The organism is Streptomyces spinosus (genome assembly GCF_020400655.1).
GTDB classification, from domain to species: domain Bacteria; phylum Actinomycetota; class Actinomycetes; order Streptomycetales; family Streptomycetaceae; genus Streptomyces; species Streptomyces argyrophylli.
Map to the genome: position 1 here is coordinate 365358 of NZ_JAINRC010000001.1, position 14955 is coordinate 380312.

A 14955-nucleotide genomic window follows, 5' to 3' on the forward strand; every position below is an offset into this window, starting at 1 on the left:
TTCCATGCGCATCGGGGTCATCGGTACGGGCCGCATCGGCACCCTTCACGCGAGGACGCTCAGCCGCCACCGCGAGGTCGGGTCCCTGATCCTGACGGACACGGACCCGGCGCGGGCGCAGACGCTGGCGCACCGGCTGGGCGAGACGGCGGCGCCGGGCGTCGACGAGATCTTCCGGTGGGGCGTGGACGCCGTGGTGATCACCACGGCGACGGCGGCGCACGCCGAGCTGATCGGCCGGGCGGCCCGCTCGGGCCTGCCGGTCTTCTGCGAGAAGCCCATCGCGCTGGACCTGCCGGGCACGCTGCACGCGCTCGCCGAGGTGGAGACGGCCGGGACGGTGCTGCAGATGGGTTTCCAGCGGCGGTTCGACGCGGGCTACGCCGGCGCCCGGGAGGCCGTCCGCGCGGGCCGGCTCGGCCGGCTGCACACCGTACGGGCCCTGACCTGCGACCAGGCCCCGCCACCGGTGGAGTGGCTGCCGCTGTCCGGCGGGCTGTTCCGGGACACGCTGATCCACGACTTCGACGTGCTGCGCTGGGTGACGGGCCGTGAGGTGACCGACGTGTACGCCACCGGCTCGGACCGCGGTCCGGCGATGTTCCGGGAGGCCGGGGACGTCGACACGGGCGCGGCGCTGCTCACGCTGGACGACGGCACCCTGGCCACGGCGACGGCGACCCGGCTGAACGGCGCCGGCTACGACGTCCGCATGGAACTGGCCGGGGAGCGCGACACGGTGGTGGTGGGCCTGGACGACCGCACGCCCCTCGCGTCCACCGAGCCGACCGGTCCCCCGCCCGCGGACAAGCCGTGGACGGGGTTCCTGGAGCGGTTCGGCCCCGCCTACGAGGCCGAGCTGAACGCCTTCGTGGAGGTGGTCCGCGGCGAACGGCCCAACCCCTGCGACGGCCGCGAGGCTCTTCAGGCCCTGCGCGTCGCCGAGGCCTGCGAGCGGTCCCGCCGCGAGCGGCGCCCGGTGGCACTGGCCGAGGTGCCGGGCGGTACGGGGGCGCCGTGAGGCTCCTCGTCCGCGACCGGCGCGCGCCGCGGCCCTGCCGGAGGGCCGCCGCGGTGCCCCGTCACCAGCGGACCGGCAGGCTTCGCACGCCCCGGATGAGCATGCCCGGCAGCCACTCCCCCGGCTCCGCGTCCAGGGTGAGACCGGGAGCGCGGTCCAGGAGCGTGCCGATGGCGATGCCGGCTTCCAGCCGGGCCAGGGGTGCGCCCAGGCAGTAGTGGATGCCGTGGCCGAAGGCGAGGTGGCCCCGGGTGTCGCGGCGGATGTCGAAGCGGTCGGGATCGGCGAACCGGCCGCCGTCGCGCTGGGCGGCGGCGAGGCCGATCAGCACGTCGTCGCCGCGCCCGATGCTGCTGCCCGCGATCCGGAGCGGCTCGGCGGCGTACCGGTACGTCGCGTTCTCCACCGGCCCTTCCCAGCGCAGCGTCTCCTCCACCGCTCCCTCCAGGAGGGTGCTGTCGGCGCGCAGGGCCGCCAGTTGCGCGGGGTGGGTGAGCAGGGCGAGGACGGCGTTGCCGATGAGGTTGACCGTGGTCTCGTGACCGGCGATGAGCAGCAGGTAGGCCATGCCCCGCAGCTCGTCCATCGAGAGCCGGTCGCCGTCCTCGGTGGTGGTGCGGATCAGGTCGCCGAGCAGGTCGCCCGTGGGGCCCGCGCACCGCTTGTCCTCGATCAGCCCGGTGAGGTACTCGGCGAAGCGGACGGTCGCCGCGCGTTCGGAGTCCGCGTCGGTCGGCGCGACCACCTCCGTGGAGATCTTCCGGAACTCCGCGCGGTCGGTCTCAGGCACCCCGAGCAGCTCGCAGATGACGGTGATCGGCAGCGGGTAGGCGAGGGAGTCGATGAGGTCGGCGCGGCCGTGCGGCAGCATGGCGTCCAGCAGGTCGTCGGTGATCCGCTGGATCCGCGGGCGCAGCCGCTCGACCCGGCGCATGGTGAAGGCGCGCGCGACCAGGCCCCGCAGCCGGGTGTGCTGCGGCGGGTCGGCGACGAGCAGGTACTTGCCGATCAGCTGCTCGTCCAGGGGCACGTAGCCCGTCTTGGCGCTGTCCTTGGCCAGCCGGGGGTCGGCGAGGGCGGCCCGCGCCTCGTCGTACCCCACCACCAGCCAGGTCTCCCAGACTCCGCCCGGCATGGCGAGCCGGACCCGGTGGACGGGACCCCGCTCGCGCAGCCGCGCGTACACCGGGTGCGGGTCCCGGCGGAGCGCCTCGCCGCACCCCGTCAGATCGATCACTCGTTCCATGTCTCCCCCTGTGAAGTGCCCCGAGGTCCCGGACGGCGGCCGGTACGGGGACAACGCGCACGGCGCCCGGATCGTGCCCGTCGCCCCGTACGGCCCCCCGGTACCCGCCGCCTAGGCTTCGTCCCCGCTGTCGTCCAGCAGTCCCGCGTCATGGGCGAGCAGGGCGATCTGGACCCGGTTGTCCAGGCCGAGCTTGGTGAGGACGCGTGAGACGTGGGCCTTGACGGTGGCCACGCTGAGGAAGAGTTCGGCGGCGATCCGGGCGTTGGCGAGGCCGCGGCCGACGGCGACGGCGACCTCGCGTTCGCGGTCGTTGAGCACGGCGAGCCGTTCACGCGCGCGGGTCCGCCGGGCGTCGGCGGCGGTACCGGCCGCGTGCCGCATCAGCTGCCGGGTGACGGCGGGCGACAGGACCGGGTCGCCGGCCGCGACCCGGCGCACGGCGTCGACGATCTCGGCGGGCGGGGTGTCCTTCAGCACGAAACCGGCGGCCCCGGCGCGCAGCGCGTGCAGGACCTGTTCGTCGGCGTGGAAGGTGGTGAGCACGACGACCTGCGGCGCGTCCGGCCGCGCGCGCAGCCGCCGGGTCGCGGTGATGCCGTCCACCGCGGGCATCCGCAGGTCCATCAGGACGACGTCCGGCCGGGTCCGCGCCACCGCTTCCTCCGCTTCCGCGCCGTCGGCCGCCTCGCCGACGATCTCGATGTCCCCGGCCCCGCCGATCATCAGCGCCAGACCGGCGCGTACCAGGGGGTCGTCGTCCACGAGGAGGAGTCTGATGGGCGTCGCAGTCATGGGCTCACGTAATCACGGGTGCGGGGGCCGGGCGGGGGGCACGGCCGGAAGCCGGGTGCGCGCGTGCGCGTGCGTGCGCCGGTGTACGGCGCCGGGCCCCTCAGGCCCGCGGCCACGGGAGCCACCCCCGGACCGTGAATCCCCCGTCCGGACGCGTGCCGTGTTCCAGGCGCCCGCCGGCCAGCGTGGCCCGTTCCGTCAGGCCGATCAGGCCCTGTCCGGAGCCGGGCACGGGCGGGACCTCGGCGGGCGGGGCGGGGTTGGCGACCGTGATCGTCAGGCCGTCGCCGGGCGTACCCGTGAGGCGGAGCGTGACCTCGGTGCCGGGGGCGTGCTTGCGGGCGTTGGTCAGGGCCTCCTGGGCGATGCGGTAGGCGGTGCGGCCGGCGGAGGCGGGGACGGCGGCCGGGTCGGCGACGCGGTGGTCGAGGGTGACGTGCATGCCGGCCTCGCGGCATTCGGCGACGAGGGCGTCCAGCCCGGCCAGCGTCGGCTGGGGACGCCCGCCGGGCGGCTCCTCCGCCTCCCCGGCCCGCAGGACACCGATGATCTCCCGCAGGTCCTGGAGGGCCTCGTGGGCGCTCTCCCGGATCACCCCGGCGGCCCGCGCGATGTCCTCGCGGGGCGCGTCCGGCCGGAACTCCAAGGCGCCCGCGTGCACGCTGAGCAGGGTGAGCCGGTGGGCGAGCACGTCGTGCATCTCGCGGGCGATGGCCTCGCGGGCCAGCCGCTGCGCCTGCTCGGCGCGGAGCCGGGCCTCGGTCTCCGCCCGGTGCGCCCGGTCCCTGAGGCTCAGCATCAGCATCCGTTTGGAGCGGACGAACATGCCCCAGCCGGTGACGGACACGGTGAGCAGGGCGGTGAACGCGACGACACCGGCGTAGGGCAGGTCGGGGTCGGGCCGCATCCAGGAGAACAGCGGGACGAGCGCGAGGTCCACGCCGGCGGTCCAGGCGACGTACCGGAAGGGCCGGTGGACGGCGAGTGTGAACAGGGCGACCATGGCGGCGCCGCCCGAGCTGTTGGAGAGCAGGCCGACCGGGATCATCGCGACGGCGAGCCCGACGGGCCACCGGCGGCGCAGCCAGACGGCGCCGCAGGACAGGCCGCCCAGCACCTGGTCGAGGACGGCGAGGGAGTGCGGCAGGCCGGGTTCCTCGTCGAGGCCCTGGGCGGCGGCCAGGCCGATGAGGACGGCCAGGAGGAAGCAGGAGACGTCGACGACCCAGTCGCGTGCCGTGCGCCGCGGCCGTCGGCCGGGGACCCCGGCGTCCGGGTCCAGTTCGTGGACGAGGGCGGAGGGGAACAGCCACCGGCGGCCGGTGAACTCCCTCGGCGCCCGCGCTTGTTCGTGTTCGGTCACGGTCGGCAAATCTACGCACGGATCGGGCCCCGCGGCCGTCCTGGTCCCCGGATCACCGACCGGGCGACCGGGACCGTCGACCTAAGTCGCACCGCCGTGGACCTTCGGCCACCGCCCGCCGGGGTCGCGGTGACGGTGCCGCCGAGGAGGAGGGCGGACAGGACGGCGGCCGCGGCGCCGGCGCGTGCGATCCGTGGGGGGAATCTACCGGCGTACGACACGCTCGGCCTGATCGAGCGGGGCGGACCGTTCCCGTACGCGCAGGACGGCACCGTCTTCCAGAACCGGGAACGCGTCCTGCCCGGCCGGCCGTCCGGTTACTACCACGAGTACACGGTGATCACCCCCGGCTCGCCCACGCGCGGCGCCCGCCGGATCGTCACCGGCGACGAGGACCGGGAGGACTACTGCACCTCCGACCACTACGCCACGTCCGACCTGGTCGACTTCGGCTGCTGAGGTGCGGGCCGGGCTCCTCGCCCCGTGTGCTCCCCCCACGGAGGACCCGGAAGCGGGGAGCCCGGCCCGGTGCGCGCCGACGCGCGCGGCTACGCCTCCTTGTGGCTGAGCAGGATGTCGACCTCGGCCTGGCCGCCGTCCACGGTGACCTGCGTGGCCACCGGCGCGTACCCGGCGGCGATCACGGTGTACTGCTCGCCGGCGAGGTCGGTGAAGGAGTAGCTGCCGTCGACGCTCGTGGTGCGTGTGCCGACGACGTTGCCCGCGGCGTCGATCAGGGTCACCCGGGCGTCCTCCAGTGCCCGTCCGTCCTGGGTGTGCACCGTCCCCCACAGGGTCGCCGCCGTGGACAGCCGGAGGTCACAGCGGGTGGTCTCGCCGGAGACGGTGACCGGCACGGCGGCCGGGCGGTGGCCGGGCGCGCTGGCGCTGAGCGTGTAGTCACCGGGCGGCAGGTCGCCGAGCCGGTAGCCGCCGCCCGTACCCGTGGTCGCGGAGGCGGTCACGTCACCGTGCCGGTCCGTGGCCACCACCAGGGCGCCGGGAAGCACCTCCCCGTCCCCGCCGCGCACCGTGCCCGCCACGCCGCCGGGGCTCGGCAGGAGCACCAGGTCGTGGACGACGGGCGTGCCGTCCAGGCTCAGCGTGGCGACCTGCGGACGGTACCCGGACGCCGAGCCGATGAGGACCAGGCTGCCGCGCGCGGGAGTGTCCACGGCGTACCAGCCGTCGTCGCCGGAGGTGGTGCGGGCCAGTTGGTGACCCGCCGTGTCCAGCACGGTGATCGCGGTACGCGGCACGGGTACCCCGGCACCGTCCCGTACCTGCCCACGGACGGCCGCCGCACCGTCCGCGCCGAGGGACGCAAGGGGTACGTCGGCGGTCCCCTCGTCGGCCCCGGGCACGTTCCCGGTGGCCGCCGCGGCTCCCGCGGCGGGTTCGGCCCCGGCGGCGGGGGCCGCCTCGGCCCCGACCGGCCCCTCGGCGTCCTCGGCGGACACGTCCGCCTTCCTCCTGGCGCGGAACAGCAGCACGGTGACGAGCACGGCGAAGGCGAAGAAGCCGGCCGACCACCAGTAGGCGACGGTGTAGCTGTGCAGCGCCGCGTTCGCCTTGACCAGGGGGTCGGTCAGGTGGTGCTTCGCGTAGTCGGTGGCCGCGCTGGCGGCCAGGGTGTTCAGCAGGGCCGTACTGATCGAACCGCCCACCTGCTGGGTGGTGTTGACGGCCGCCGAGGCCACGCCCTGGTCGCTCGCCCGGACCCCGAGGGTGGCGTAGCTCATGGCCGCGGGCATCGACATTCCGAGACCCGCGCCCAGCAGCAGCAGCGGCGGCAGCACATGCGGCGCGTAGCTGCTGTGCAGGTCGAGGCGGGTCAGCCAGACCATGCCGCCGGCGGCCAGCAGCATGCCGACGGGCACGACGGTCTTGGGCCCGATCCTCGGCACCAGCCAGTTGGTGGACAGCTGCGCCATCACCATCAGCGCGCCCACCATCGGCAGGAAGGCCACGCCGTTCTTCACCGGCGAGTAGCCCAGCGTCGCCTGGAGGTAGTAGGTGAGGAAGAGGAAGACGCCGAACATCCCGGCGGAGGAGATCAGCACGGTCGACAGGGCGGCGGCGCGGTCGCGGTCCGCCAGGACGCGCAGGGGCAGGACGGGGTGCTTCGCACGGGACTGCCAGAGGAAGAACGCCACCAGAAGGAGCCCGCCCGCGGCGAGGAAGCCCCAGGTCATCCAGTTGTCCCAGTCGTGCGTCTCGGCGTTGGCGAAGCCGTAGACGACACCGAACAGGCCGCCGGAGACCAGGACGGCGCCGAGGATGTCGAGTGTGGGCCGCTCGGCCGGGACGGAACGGCCGATGAGGACGACCGCGCCGATCAGCGCGGGGATCGCGATGGCGTCGTTGACGTAGAGCGTCCAGCGCCAGTTGAGGTACTCGGTCAGCAGACCGCCGAGGACCAGGCCGACGGCGGCGCCGGAGCCGGCGATGGCGCCGAATATGCCGAACGCCTTCGCGCGTTCCTTGGCCTCGGTGAACGTCGTGGTCAGCAGGGAGAGCGCCGCGGGGGCGAGCAGGGCGCCGAACAGTCCCTGCACGGCACGGGCGACGACCAGCATGGTGAAGCCGTTCGCCGCGCCGCCGACCGCGGAGGCGGCGGCGAAGCCGACGATGCCGATGATGAAGGTCGTCTTGCGGCCGAAGAGGTCGGCGAGCCGGCCGCCGAGCAGCAGCAGACTGCCGAAGGCCAGGGAGTAGGCGGTGACGATCCACTGCCGTCCGTTGTTGTCGAAGCCCAGGTCCTGCTGGGCGGACGGCAGCGCGATGTTCACGATCGTGGCGTCGAGCACGACCATGAGCTGGGCGAGGCCGATCACGGCCAGCGCCCACCACCGGTGCTTCGGCGGGGCGTGGGTCTGGCCGGACGGCCCGGCCTGGACGGTGGCGACCGGGATGGCTTCCACGATGGAACTCCCTCAGGGGGCTCGGATTGCTCGGTTGTGCGTCAGCGCCGGCGGGACGACCGTGTCCCCGCCGCCATCGGTCCGAAACAGTTTCGTACTGCAAAGGTAGGCAATCTCGCGGCGAGACTCAAACGTTTCGATGGACCTCCGGGCGATGTGCGGCAGGTCACGGACCAGGGAGCGTGGGCCCCGGGTCAGGCCGCCGCCCGGCGCCCCCAGGCCGTCCCGGCCAGCACCAGCGCGCCGCCCGCCAGACCGAGCGCGCCGAGCCGGTCGCCGCCCAGCGCGATACCGGCGCCGGCGGCCCACAGCGGCTCGGTGCCGAGCAGCAGGCTGACCCGGGAGGCGGAGGTGCGGCGGACGGCCCACATCTGCACGAAGAACGCGAACACCGTGCACAGGGCCGACAGGAACAGCAGCCCCGCCCACTCCCGCGCGCCGAAGCCGGTCGCGGCCGTCCACGGCGCAGGCCCGCCGCCCGCGGCCGACAGCAGGGCGAAGACGGCGACGGCGGAGCCGAGCTGGACCGTCGTCAGCGGCAGCGCTCCGGCGCCCTGTACGGCCTTGATCCGCGACATGGCCAGGACGTGCACGGTGCGGGCGCACGCGGCGAGCAGCATCAGCAGATCGCCGGGGGAGGGCCGGGTGAAGCCGGCGCCCTGGGTGAGCAGGACGACGCCCAGCACCGACAGGGCCGCCGCGCCGAGGAAGGACGGCGTGGGCCGGGTGCGGGTGACGGCGGCCTCGGCGAGCGGGGTGAAGATCATGGTGAGGCTGATGATCAGACCGGCGTTGGTCGCCGAGGTGTGCACCACCCCGTACGTCTCCAGCAGGAAGATCCCGGCGAGGATCAGCCCGAGCAGGGCCGCGCCGCGCCACTGGGCGCCGGAGAGCGCGCGCAGGGAGCGACGGCCGGCGACGGCGAGGGCGGGCAGGGCGAGGGCGAACCGCAGCACCAGGACGGCGAGCACCGTCCGGGCGGTGGTGATCTCCTTCGCCGCCAGGTAGCTGGCGCCCCAGCAGACCGCGACGAGCAGCACGGGCAGGTCGGTGTGCCAGGTCCGGCGGGGCGCGAGCACGGCGGGTACGGCGAGCGAGGACACGGGGTGCGGCTCTCCTGGTCTCCGGGAAGGGGTGCGGAGACGTCGGCGGCTCGCGCGGGGGCGCGCTCACGCTACCGGCCGCGACGGCCCCCGGCCAGGAAGAGGACGCCCCCACCGACAGCGGGCCGGGCGTCCACGCGCTCCGGCGCCGCCCGGCTCGCCGCCCCCGCCGCGCGGTTCCCCGCGGGCGGGGGTCCGCTGCCGGTAGGTGCCGGACGACCGGGAACGTCAGCAGGCGCGGGGCGTCGACGAGCCGGACCGGGTGGTCCCCGGGGGAATCCGGTTCAGCCCGCGTGCGTGGAGAACAGTCCGCCGGTCGGGCCCTGCTTGTCGCCGCCCTGGGCCTTCTTCAGGGCGTTGGCGAGACTCTCGATGGTGAGGGACTGGAGGATCACCCGGCCGTTGCCCTCCAGCGTGGCCAGGGACAGGCCCTCGCCGCCGAACACGGCGTTCATCAGACCCTGGCGGTTGAGGCCGCCGACGCGCTGGACGCCGTACTGGATGCCCTCCTCGAAGGCGACGACACAGCCGGTGTCGACCTCGATCCGGCCGCCGAAGTCCGCCGGGTTGAGGTCGATGAAGTTGCCCGCGCCCGCGATGATCACCGTGCCGTGTCCGGTGAACTTCTCCAGGACGAAGCCCTCGCCGCCGCTCATGCCGGTGCGGCCGCCGGCGAAGGCGATGCCGAAGTCGACGGTGGACTCGGCGGCCACGAAGGCGTCCTTCTCGGCGAACCACGCGCGCGTGCCGTCCAGCTCCAGGGCGCGCATCTCGCCGGGGAGCACGCCCGCGAAGCCGACCGTGCCCTCGCCGCCCTGGGCGGTGAAGTACTGGAAGGCCAGCGACTCACCGGCGAGCATGCGCTGGCCGACCTGCATGGCGGTGCCCATGGCCTGCCGGAGCAGACCGCCCATGCCGCCGCCGCCCGAACCGCCCTGCTGCCCGCCGCTGCCGGACGGGCCGGACAGCCGCGTCTCCATGGTCACGTTGGTGGTCTTGAACAGGAACTTCCCGGCCTCGCAGTACACGGTCTGGCCGGGGTGCAGGTTGACGACCGCCATCTGCATGGCGTTGCCGACGATCTCTTGCTTAAGGGTCACGTGGAAGGAACGCGAAAGGAGGAGGAAAGAGTTCCGGCAGCCCGGAACAGGGCTCCGTGCGGGTGACGCGCGGAGCGCCCGGTGCCGTCCGGCCGGGGCGCTCCCGCGCGCGTGGGCGTGCGCCGGCGCCGGGTCAGCCGCCCAGTTCCTGGTGGCGGGCGGCGAGGCCGCTCGCGCCCTGCTCGGTCAGGGAGCCGTACAGGCGCAGGCGGGAGATGCCGCCGTCGGGGAAGATGTCGATCCGCGCGTGGGTGCCGACCGCCGGCTCGGGCAGGACGAAGCGGTGGTCGGTGTCGGGCTGGAGGCGGGTGCGGGGCAGGATCTCCCGCCACGCGCCGTCCTCCCCGTCCTTGACGGACACCGAGGCCCAGCCGGCGCTGTTGCCCTTCAGGTATGCCGTGTCGATCTCGATGGCGCGGATCCGGGACTGGGCGACGAGCCGGTAGCGGATCCAGTCGTTGCCCTGGTCGCGGCGGCGGCGGGTCTCCCAGCCGTCGTCCATCTTGCGGGAGCGGCCGGGCCGGATGGTGTTGGTGGCCGGGGAGTAGAAGAGGTCGGAGGCGTCCTCGACCCGGCCGCCGTTCTCCAGGGCGACCACGTCGAAGGTGCCGAGGACCGCCAGCCACCCGGGGTCCGGGACGACCTCGCCGTACACGCGCAGGCGGGCGATGCCGCCGTCGGGGTGCTGGTTGATCCGCAGGTGGGTGAAGCGCTGCTCGGCGGTGACCTCGAAGCCGTTGGCCGCGTGGCCGCCGACGGCGGTGCGCGGGACGATCGTCGTCCACTTCACGTCGCCGCCGAGGAGTTCCTCCGGGGACGGGGAGCCGGGCACGGACGTGGCCTCGACCGAGACGGCCTGCGGGTAGTTGCCGCGGAAGTGGGCGGTGTCGACGACGATCCCGCGGATCACCCCGGGGGCGCCGAGGCGGACCAGCGCCCAGTCGTGGTCCCCGGTGGTGGGCCACGGGTGCCCGGCGGAGGCACCGCGGCGGCGGCGGGTCTCCCAGCCGTCCATGATCTTGCCCTTGTGCCCGAAGTGCTCGGGGTCGAACTCGGCCCGCCCGGGCACCAGCAGGTTCTCGCGCTCGGCGAAGAACTCGTCGTTGGCGGCGATGACCCCGGCGCCGAGCCGCCGGTCGGCGAGGTCGGCGTACCGGGTGAAGGGGAAGTCGGCGGTGCGGTAGTCCGCGTACGGGTCGCCGCCTCCGTAGGGGTTCGCGTCGCCGGTGAAGCTCTCAATCGCCGTCACGGTGATCAGTGGGTCCTCTCTGGGAGTCGGCCGGGTGCGGTTGCGGTGGTGGGTCACTGGGGGCGGGCGAGCAGCCTGCCCTTCGGGGCGGTGAACGCGCCGTCGGCGACGATGCGTTCGCCGCGCAGCCAGGTGGACTTGACGACGCCGTGCAGGGTCCTGCCGGCGTAGGCGGTGACCCGGTTGCGGTGCTGGAGGCCGGCCGGGTCGACGGTGAAGGTCTCGTCGGGGGCGAGGACGGCGAAGTCGGCGTCGTGGCCCGGGGCGATGGCGCCCTTCGAGGCGCCGAGGCCGACGAGGCCGGCGGTCCGCGCGGACATCCAGCGCACGACGTCCTCCAGGCCGTGGCCGCGCTCGCGAGCCGCGGTCCAGACCGCGGACAGGCTGAGCTGGAGGCCGGAGATGCCGCCCCACGCGGTGGCGAAGTCGTCCGTCTTCAGGTCGGCGGTGGAGGGCGAGTGGTCGGTGACGACGCAGTCGATGGTGCCGTCGGCGAGCGCCTCCCAGAGCAGGTCCTGGTTGGCGGCCTCGCGGATGGGCGGGCAGCACTTGAACTCGCTGGCCCCGTCCGGGACCTCCTCGGCGGTCAGGGTGAGGTAGTGCGGGCAGGTCTCCACGGTGACGCGGACACCCTCGGCGCGGGCGGCGCGGATGAGCGGCAGGGCGTCAGCGGAGGACAGGTGCAGTACGTGCACGCGTGCGTTCAGGCGCCGGGCCTGTGCGAGGAGGTTCGCGATGGCGGTGTCCTCGGCGTCGCGCGGCCGGGAGGCGAGGAAGTCGGCGTACTTCCGGCCGCCCCGCTGCGGGGCCGCGGCCAGGTGGTGCGGGTCCTCGGCGTGCACGATGAGCAGCCCGTCGAATCCGGCGACCTCGGCCAGGGACCGGGCGAGCTGTTCCTGTCCGAGGTGCGGGAACTCGTCCACGCCGGACGGCGACAGGAAGGCCTTGAAGCCGAAGACGCCGGCCTCGTGCAGCGGGCGCAGGTCCTTGACGTTGTCGGGCAGGGCGCCGCCCCAGAAACCGACGTCGATGTGCGCCTTGTCCCGGGCGACGTCCTGTTTGATCCGCAGGTGCCCGACCGTGGTGGTCGGGGGCAGGGAGTTGAGCGGCATGTCGATCAGGGTGGTGATGCCGCCGGCCGCCGCCGCGCGGGTCGCGGTCCAAAAGCCCTCCCACTCGGTGCGGCCCGGGTCGTTGACGTGCACGTGGGTGTCGACCAGGCCGGGCAGCAGGACGTGGTCGCCGACGTCCTCCAGCCGGGCGCCGGCCGGGACCTCGGCGTCGTACGGCAGGACGGCCGTGATCGTCCCGGCGGACACGGTGACGGTGGCGGCCCGTGTCCCCTCCGGAGTGATCACGCGTGTGGAGCGCAGCACCAGTTCAGCGTCGGACACCCGAACCCCTCTCTCTCCCGCCGTTTTACGTCCAGGAAACGGGATTTACACCCACGTAACGGACTTCAACGTTCTGTTGAAGGAGTCTTCACTCCCGCTCCCCCGCCGTCAAGAGGCACACTTCTGGGCAGCGTCGAGGCGTCGCCGGGTCTGGACGTTTCCACAAAGCGGAATTAGAATTCCGACAAGCAGAACGTAGCTACGTACAAGCAGGGAGTCAACCGACTGCCGGGTAGGCTTCTGCTCTCCCCGCCAGTCCCGAAAGGAACGCGCCGTGCCGACGTCCAGCGCCAGCACCACCGACTCCGCCAAGCCCTCCGCCACCGGCGGTGTGCAGTCCCTGGAGCGCGCCTTCGACCTGCTCGAGCGGATGGCGGACGCGGGCGGCGAGGTGGGGCTGAGCGAGCTGTCCGCGGCGAGCGGGCTGCCGCTGCCGACCATCCACCGGCTGATGCGCACGCTGGTCGCCTGCGGCTACGTCCGCCAGCAGGCCAACCGGCGCTACGCCCTCGGCCCCCGGCTGATCCGCCTCGGCGAGTCCGCCTCCCGGCTGCTCGGCACCTGGGCGCGGCCGTACCTGGCCCGTCTGGTGGAGGAGACCGGCGAGACGGCGAACATGGCACTGCTCGACGGGGACGAGATCGTGTACGTGGCCCAGGTGCCGTCGAAGCACTCGATGCGGATGTTCACCGAGGTCGGCCGGCGGGTGCTGCCGCACTCGACCGGTGTGGGCAAGGCGCTGCTGGCCGGGGTGCCGGACGACGAGGTGCGGGCGCTGCTGGCCCGGACGGGCATGCCGGCCGCCACGGAGAAGACCATCACCACGCCGGAGGGGTTCCTGGCGGCGCTGGAGGAGGTGCGGGATCTGGGCTACGCCGTGGACGACAACGAGCAGGAGGTCGGGGTGCGGTGCCTCGCGGTGTCCGTGCCGGACTCCCCCACGGCGGCCGCCATCTCCATCTCCGGACCGGCGGGACGGGTCACGGAAGCGGCCACGGAGAAGATCGTGCCGGTGCTCCAGCAGATCGCCGGTGAGCTGTCGGCGGCACTGGCCAGCCAGAACCAGGGCTGACCCGCACGGGCACCGCCCGCCAGGGGCGTGCCGGCTGAGTACCCGTACTCATGCGCCCTCCCGCCCGCCCGGGAAGGGTGGACGGCATGGATCTCCCCGTCGCCCCGCCCGCCTTCGACGCCACCACCGGCCCCGGGCCGCGCCGCCGTGCCGACCGCGGTGCCGACGTCGGGGCCGGATGCGGGCTGGTGTTCCTGGAACTGGTCGCCCTGGTGGTGATCTTCGGGCTCTGGGCGCTGTCGGGGTGGACCTTCGACACGGCCGAGACCGTCACGACCGATCCGCTGTGGAACTACCTGGCCGCCGCCGGCGGAGTCGGCGTCCTCGCCCTCGTGGCGGGACTGGTCGCCGCGCGGGCCGGCGCCGTCGTCACGGTCGCCGGCCAGGCCGTCATGGCCGTCCTGGTCTGCCTCCTCGTCCTCGGCGGGGCCGCCGCCCAGTCCCACGAGGACCAGGTCTGCCGCGACCTGCCGACGGCATCGGGTTGCCCCCACGGCCACGGGCGGCCGTGACGGACGGCTAGAGCCTGTCGTTCGGATCGTGCCGGCGCCCCGGGGCCCGGTCGCGGGGCGGTTCGCCGAACAGGTCCACGGCGCAGCGCACCTCGGACAGTCCCCGGGCCAGCGCGCTCACCGAGCCGATCGCGCCGGCGATGAGCAACAGGGAGCTGCGCAGGCGAGGGATCTCCGGCCGGCCGCCGGCGGCCATCGCGGCCAGCGCCGCGAGTTCGTCCTCGGCTATCCCCCGGTCGGGGAAGTCCGCGGGCAGCGCGGCCAGTTCGCGGCGCAGACGGGACACCGCGGCCCGCAGTTCCGCCACCCTCGGGTCCTCGTCGCTGCCGGTCACCGGCCTTTGCCCCAAGCTCCGCAACGCAGCCCTCCCCCCTGACGCGCCGTCGTGCGCGGGTCAGTAAACGCCACGGCGTCCGGGAGCGCCACAGCGCGGACCGAAATTCAGCCCATCGGAAGCGGCACCGGAAAACCGGCCGAATACACGGCCGTCGGGTATGCAGGACCCATGACGGACAACCAGGATCTCCAGGGGGACGTCGCGGGGCTGCTGCTCGCCGCCGGCGGCGGCAGACGGCTCGGCGGACGCCCCAAGGCACTGCTCCCGCACCGGGGCCGGCCCCTCGTCGAGCACGCGGTCGGGGTGCTGCGCGCGGCCGGGTGCGAGCGGATCCACGTGGTCCTGGGCGCCGCGGCGGACGAGGTGCGCGACCGTGCCCGGCTCGACGGCTGTGTGCTGGTGGACAACCCGGACTGGGCGGCGGGCATGGGCTCCTCGCTGCGCGCGGGACTCGCCTCCCTCGCCGGGACGGGCGCCCGCGCGGCCCTGGTGAGCCTGGTCGACCAGCCCGGCATCGGCCCGGCGGCGGCGGCCCGGGTGCTCGGCGCCTGGCAGGACGAGACGTCCCTGGTCTCGGCCGCCTACGCGGGGGTGCGCGGGCACCCGGTGCTGTTCGGTGCGGCGCACTGGGCGGGCATCGCGGAGACGGCCACCGGGGACCGCGGGGCGCGGGCGTACCTGAAGGCGCACGAGCGGGAGATCCGGCTCGTGGAGTGCGCGGACGTCGCCGAACCGTACGACATCGACACGGAGGCCGACCTCGGCCACCTGCGGTGACCGGGGTGACACCGGGGGCCGCCTTGCCTCGAGCCGAAGAATCTCGACGTCAACAAACCATT

14 protein-coding genes are annotated in these 14955 nt (G+C 74.1%); 5 read left to right on the plus strand and 9 right to left on the minus strand.

Annotated features, from left to right (window positions below; all coding sequences use genetic code 11):
• Positions 1-4: 4 nt before the first annotated feature.
• Entirely contained in the window at positions 5-1021 is a 1017-nt protein-coding gene (locus tag LG395_RS01545; protein ID WP_225808140.1) for a Gfo/Idh/MocA family protein, read from the plus strand.
• Between the two features lie 61 nt (positions 1022-1082).
• Here the strand turns inward: LG395_RS01545 and LG395_RS01550 are convergent, their stop codons facing one another.
• The 3 genes from LG395_RS01550 to LG395_RS01560 form a co-directional block, all read right to left on the minus strand.
• Positions 1083-2267, minus strand: coding sequence for a cytochrome P450 family protein (locus LG395_RS01550; RefSeq protein ID WP_171151499.1), 1185 nt, complete (start codon positions 2265-2267; stop codon positions 1083-1085).
• Positions 2268-2378: 111 nt separating this feature from the next.
• Entirely contained in the window at positions 2379-3062 is a 684-nt protein-coding gene (locus tag LG395_RS01555) for a response regulator (protein ID WP_225808141.1), read from the minus strand.
• A 100-nt stretch (positions 3063-3162) separates the two neighbouring features.
• Positions 3163-4425, minus strand: coding sequence for a sensor histidine kinase (locus LG395_RS01560; RefSeq protein WP_372463192.1), 1263 nt, complete (start codon positions 4423-4425; stop codon positions 3163-3165).
• Between the two features lie 135 nt (positions 4426-4560).
• Here LG395_RS01560 and LG395_RS01565 point away from each other — a divergent pair, with 135 nt between their 5' ends.
• Positions 4561-4884 (plus strand): guanyl-specific ribonuclease, encoded by a 324-nt coding sequence (locus LG395_RS01565; protein ID WP_372463201.1) that lies wholly within the window; start codon positions 4561-4563, stop codon positions 4882-4884.
• Between the two features lie 89 nt (positions 4885-4973).
• Here LG395_RS01565 and LG395_RS01570 read toward each other — a convergent pair whose 3' ends face one another.
• The 5 genes from LG395_RS01570 to allB form a co-directional block, all read right to left on the minus strand.
• Positions 4974-7349: an MFS transporter gene (locus tag LG395_RS01570; RefSeq protein ID WP_225808143.1), complete on the minus strand. Its 2376-nt coding sequence runs from the start codon at positions 7347-7349 to the stop codon at positions 4974-4976.
• A gap of 194 nt (positions 7350-7543) precedes the next feature.
• The gene (locus LG395_RS01575) at positions 7544-8452 is read right to left on the minus strand and encodes a DMT family transporter (protein WP_225808144.1); all 909 of its coding nucleotides are present in this window, start codon (positions 8450-8452) and stop codon (positions 7544-7546) included.
• Between the two features lie 284 nt (positions 8453-8736).
• Entirely contained in the window at positions 8737-9552 is an 816-nt protein-coding gene (locus LG395_RS01580; protein ID WP_225808145.1) for an AIM24 family protein, read from the minus strand.
• Positions 9553-9685: 133 nt separating this feature from the next.
• Entirely contained in the window at positions 9686-10801 is a 1116-nt protein-coding gene (gene alc / locus LG395_RS01585) for an allantoicase (RefSeq protein ID WP_225808146.1), read from the minus strand.
• A gap of 53 nt (positions 10802-10854) precedes the next feature.
• A complete protein-coding gene (allB, locus tag LG395_RS01590; RefSeq protein WP_225808147.1) occupies positions 10855-12195 on the minus strand; it encodes an allantoinase AllB in 1341 nt (446 codons plus the stop codon).
• A 274-nt stretch (positions 12196-12469) separates the two neighbouring features.
• Between allB and LG395_RS01595 the strand changes: the two genes are divergently transcribed.
• Together LG395_RS01595 and LG395_RS01600 are read left to right on the plus strand one after the other, a co-directional pair.
• Complete coding sequence (locus tag LG395_RS01595; protein WP_171151514.1) at positions 12470-13267, plus strand: IclR family transcriptional regulator; 798 nt, start codon at positions 12470-12472, stop codon at positions 13265-13267.
• An 86-nt stretch (positions 13268-13353) separates the two neighbouring features.
• A complete protein-coding gene (locus LG395_RS01600) occupies positions 13354-13779 on the plus strand; it encodes a DUF6234 family protein (RefSeq protein ID WP_225808148.1) in 426 nt (141 codons plus the stop codon).
• A gap of 7 nt (positions 13780-13786) precedes the next feature.
• Here LG395_RS01600 and LG395_RS01605 read toward each other — a convergent pair whose 3' ends face one another.
• Positions 13787-14113, minus strand: a complete 327-nt coding sequence (locus LG395_RS01605) for a DUF5955 family protein (RefSeq protein WP_225808149.1) — start codon at positions 14111-14113, stop codon at positions 13787-13789.
• Between the two features lie 171 nt (positions 14114-14284).
• On the opposite strand from LG395_RS01605, the gene LG395_RS01610 reads away from it, so the two are divergent.
• Positions 14285-14893, plus strand: coding sequence for a nucleotidyltransferase family protein (locus LG395_RS01610; RefSeq protein WP_225808150.1), 609 nt, complete (start codon positions 14285-14287; stop codon positions 14891-14893).
• Positions 14894-14955 lie beyond the last annotated feature (62 nt).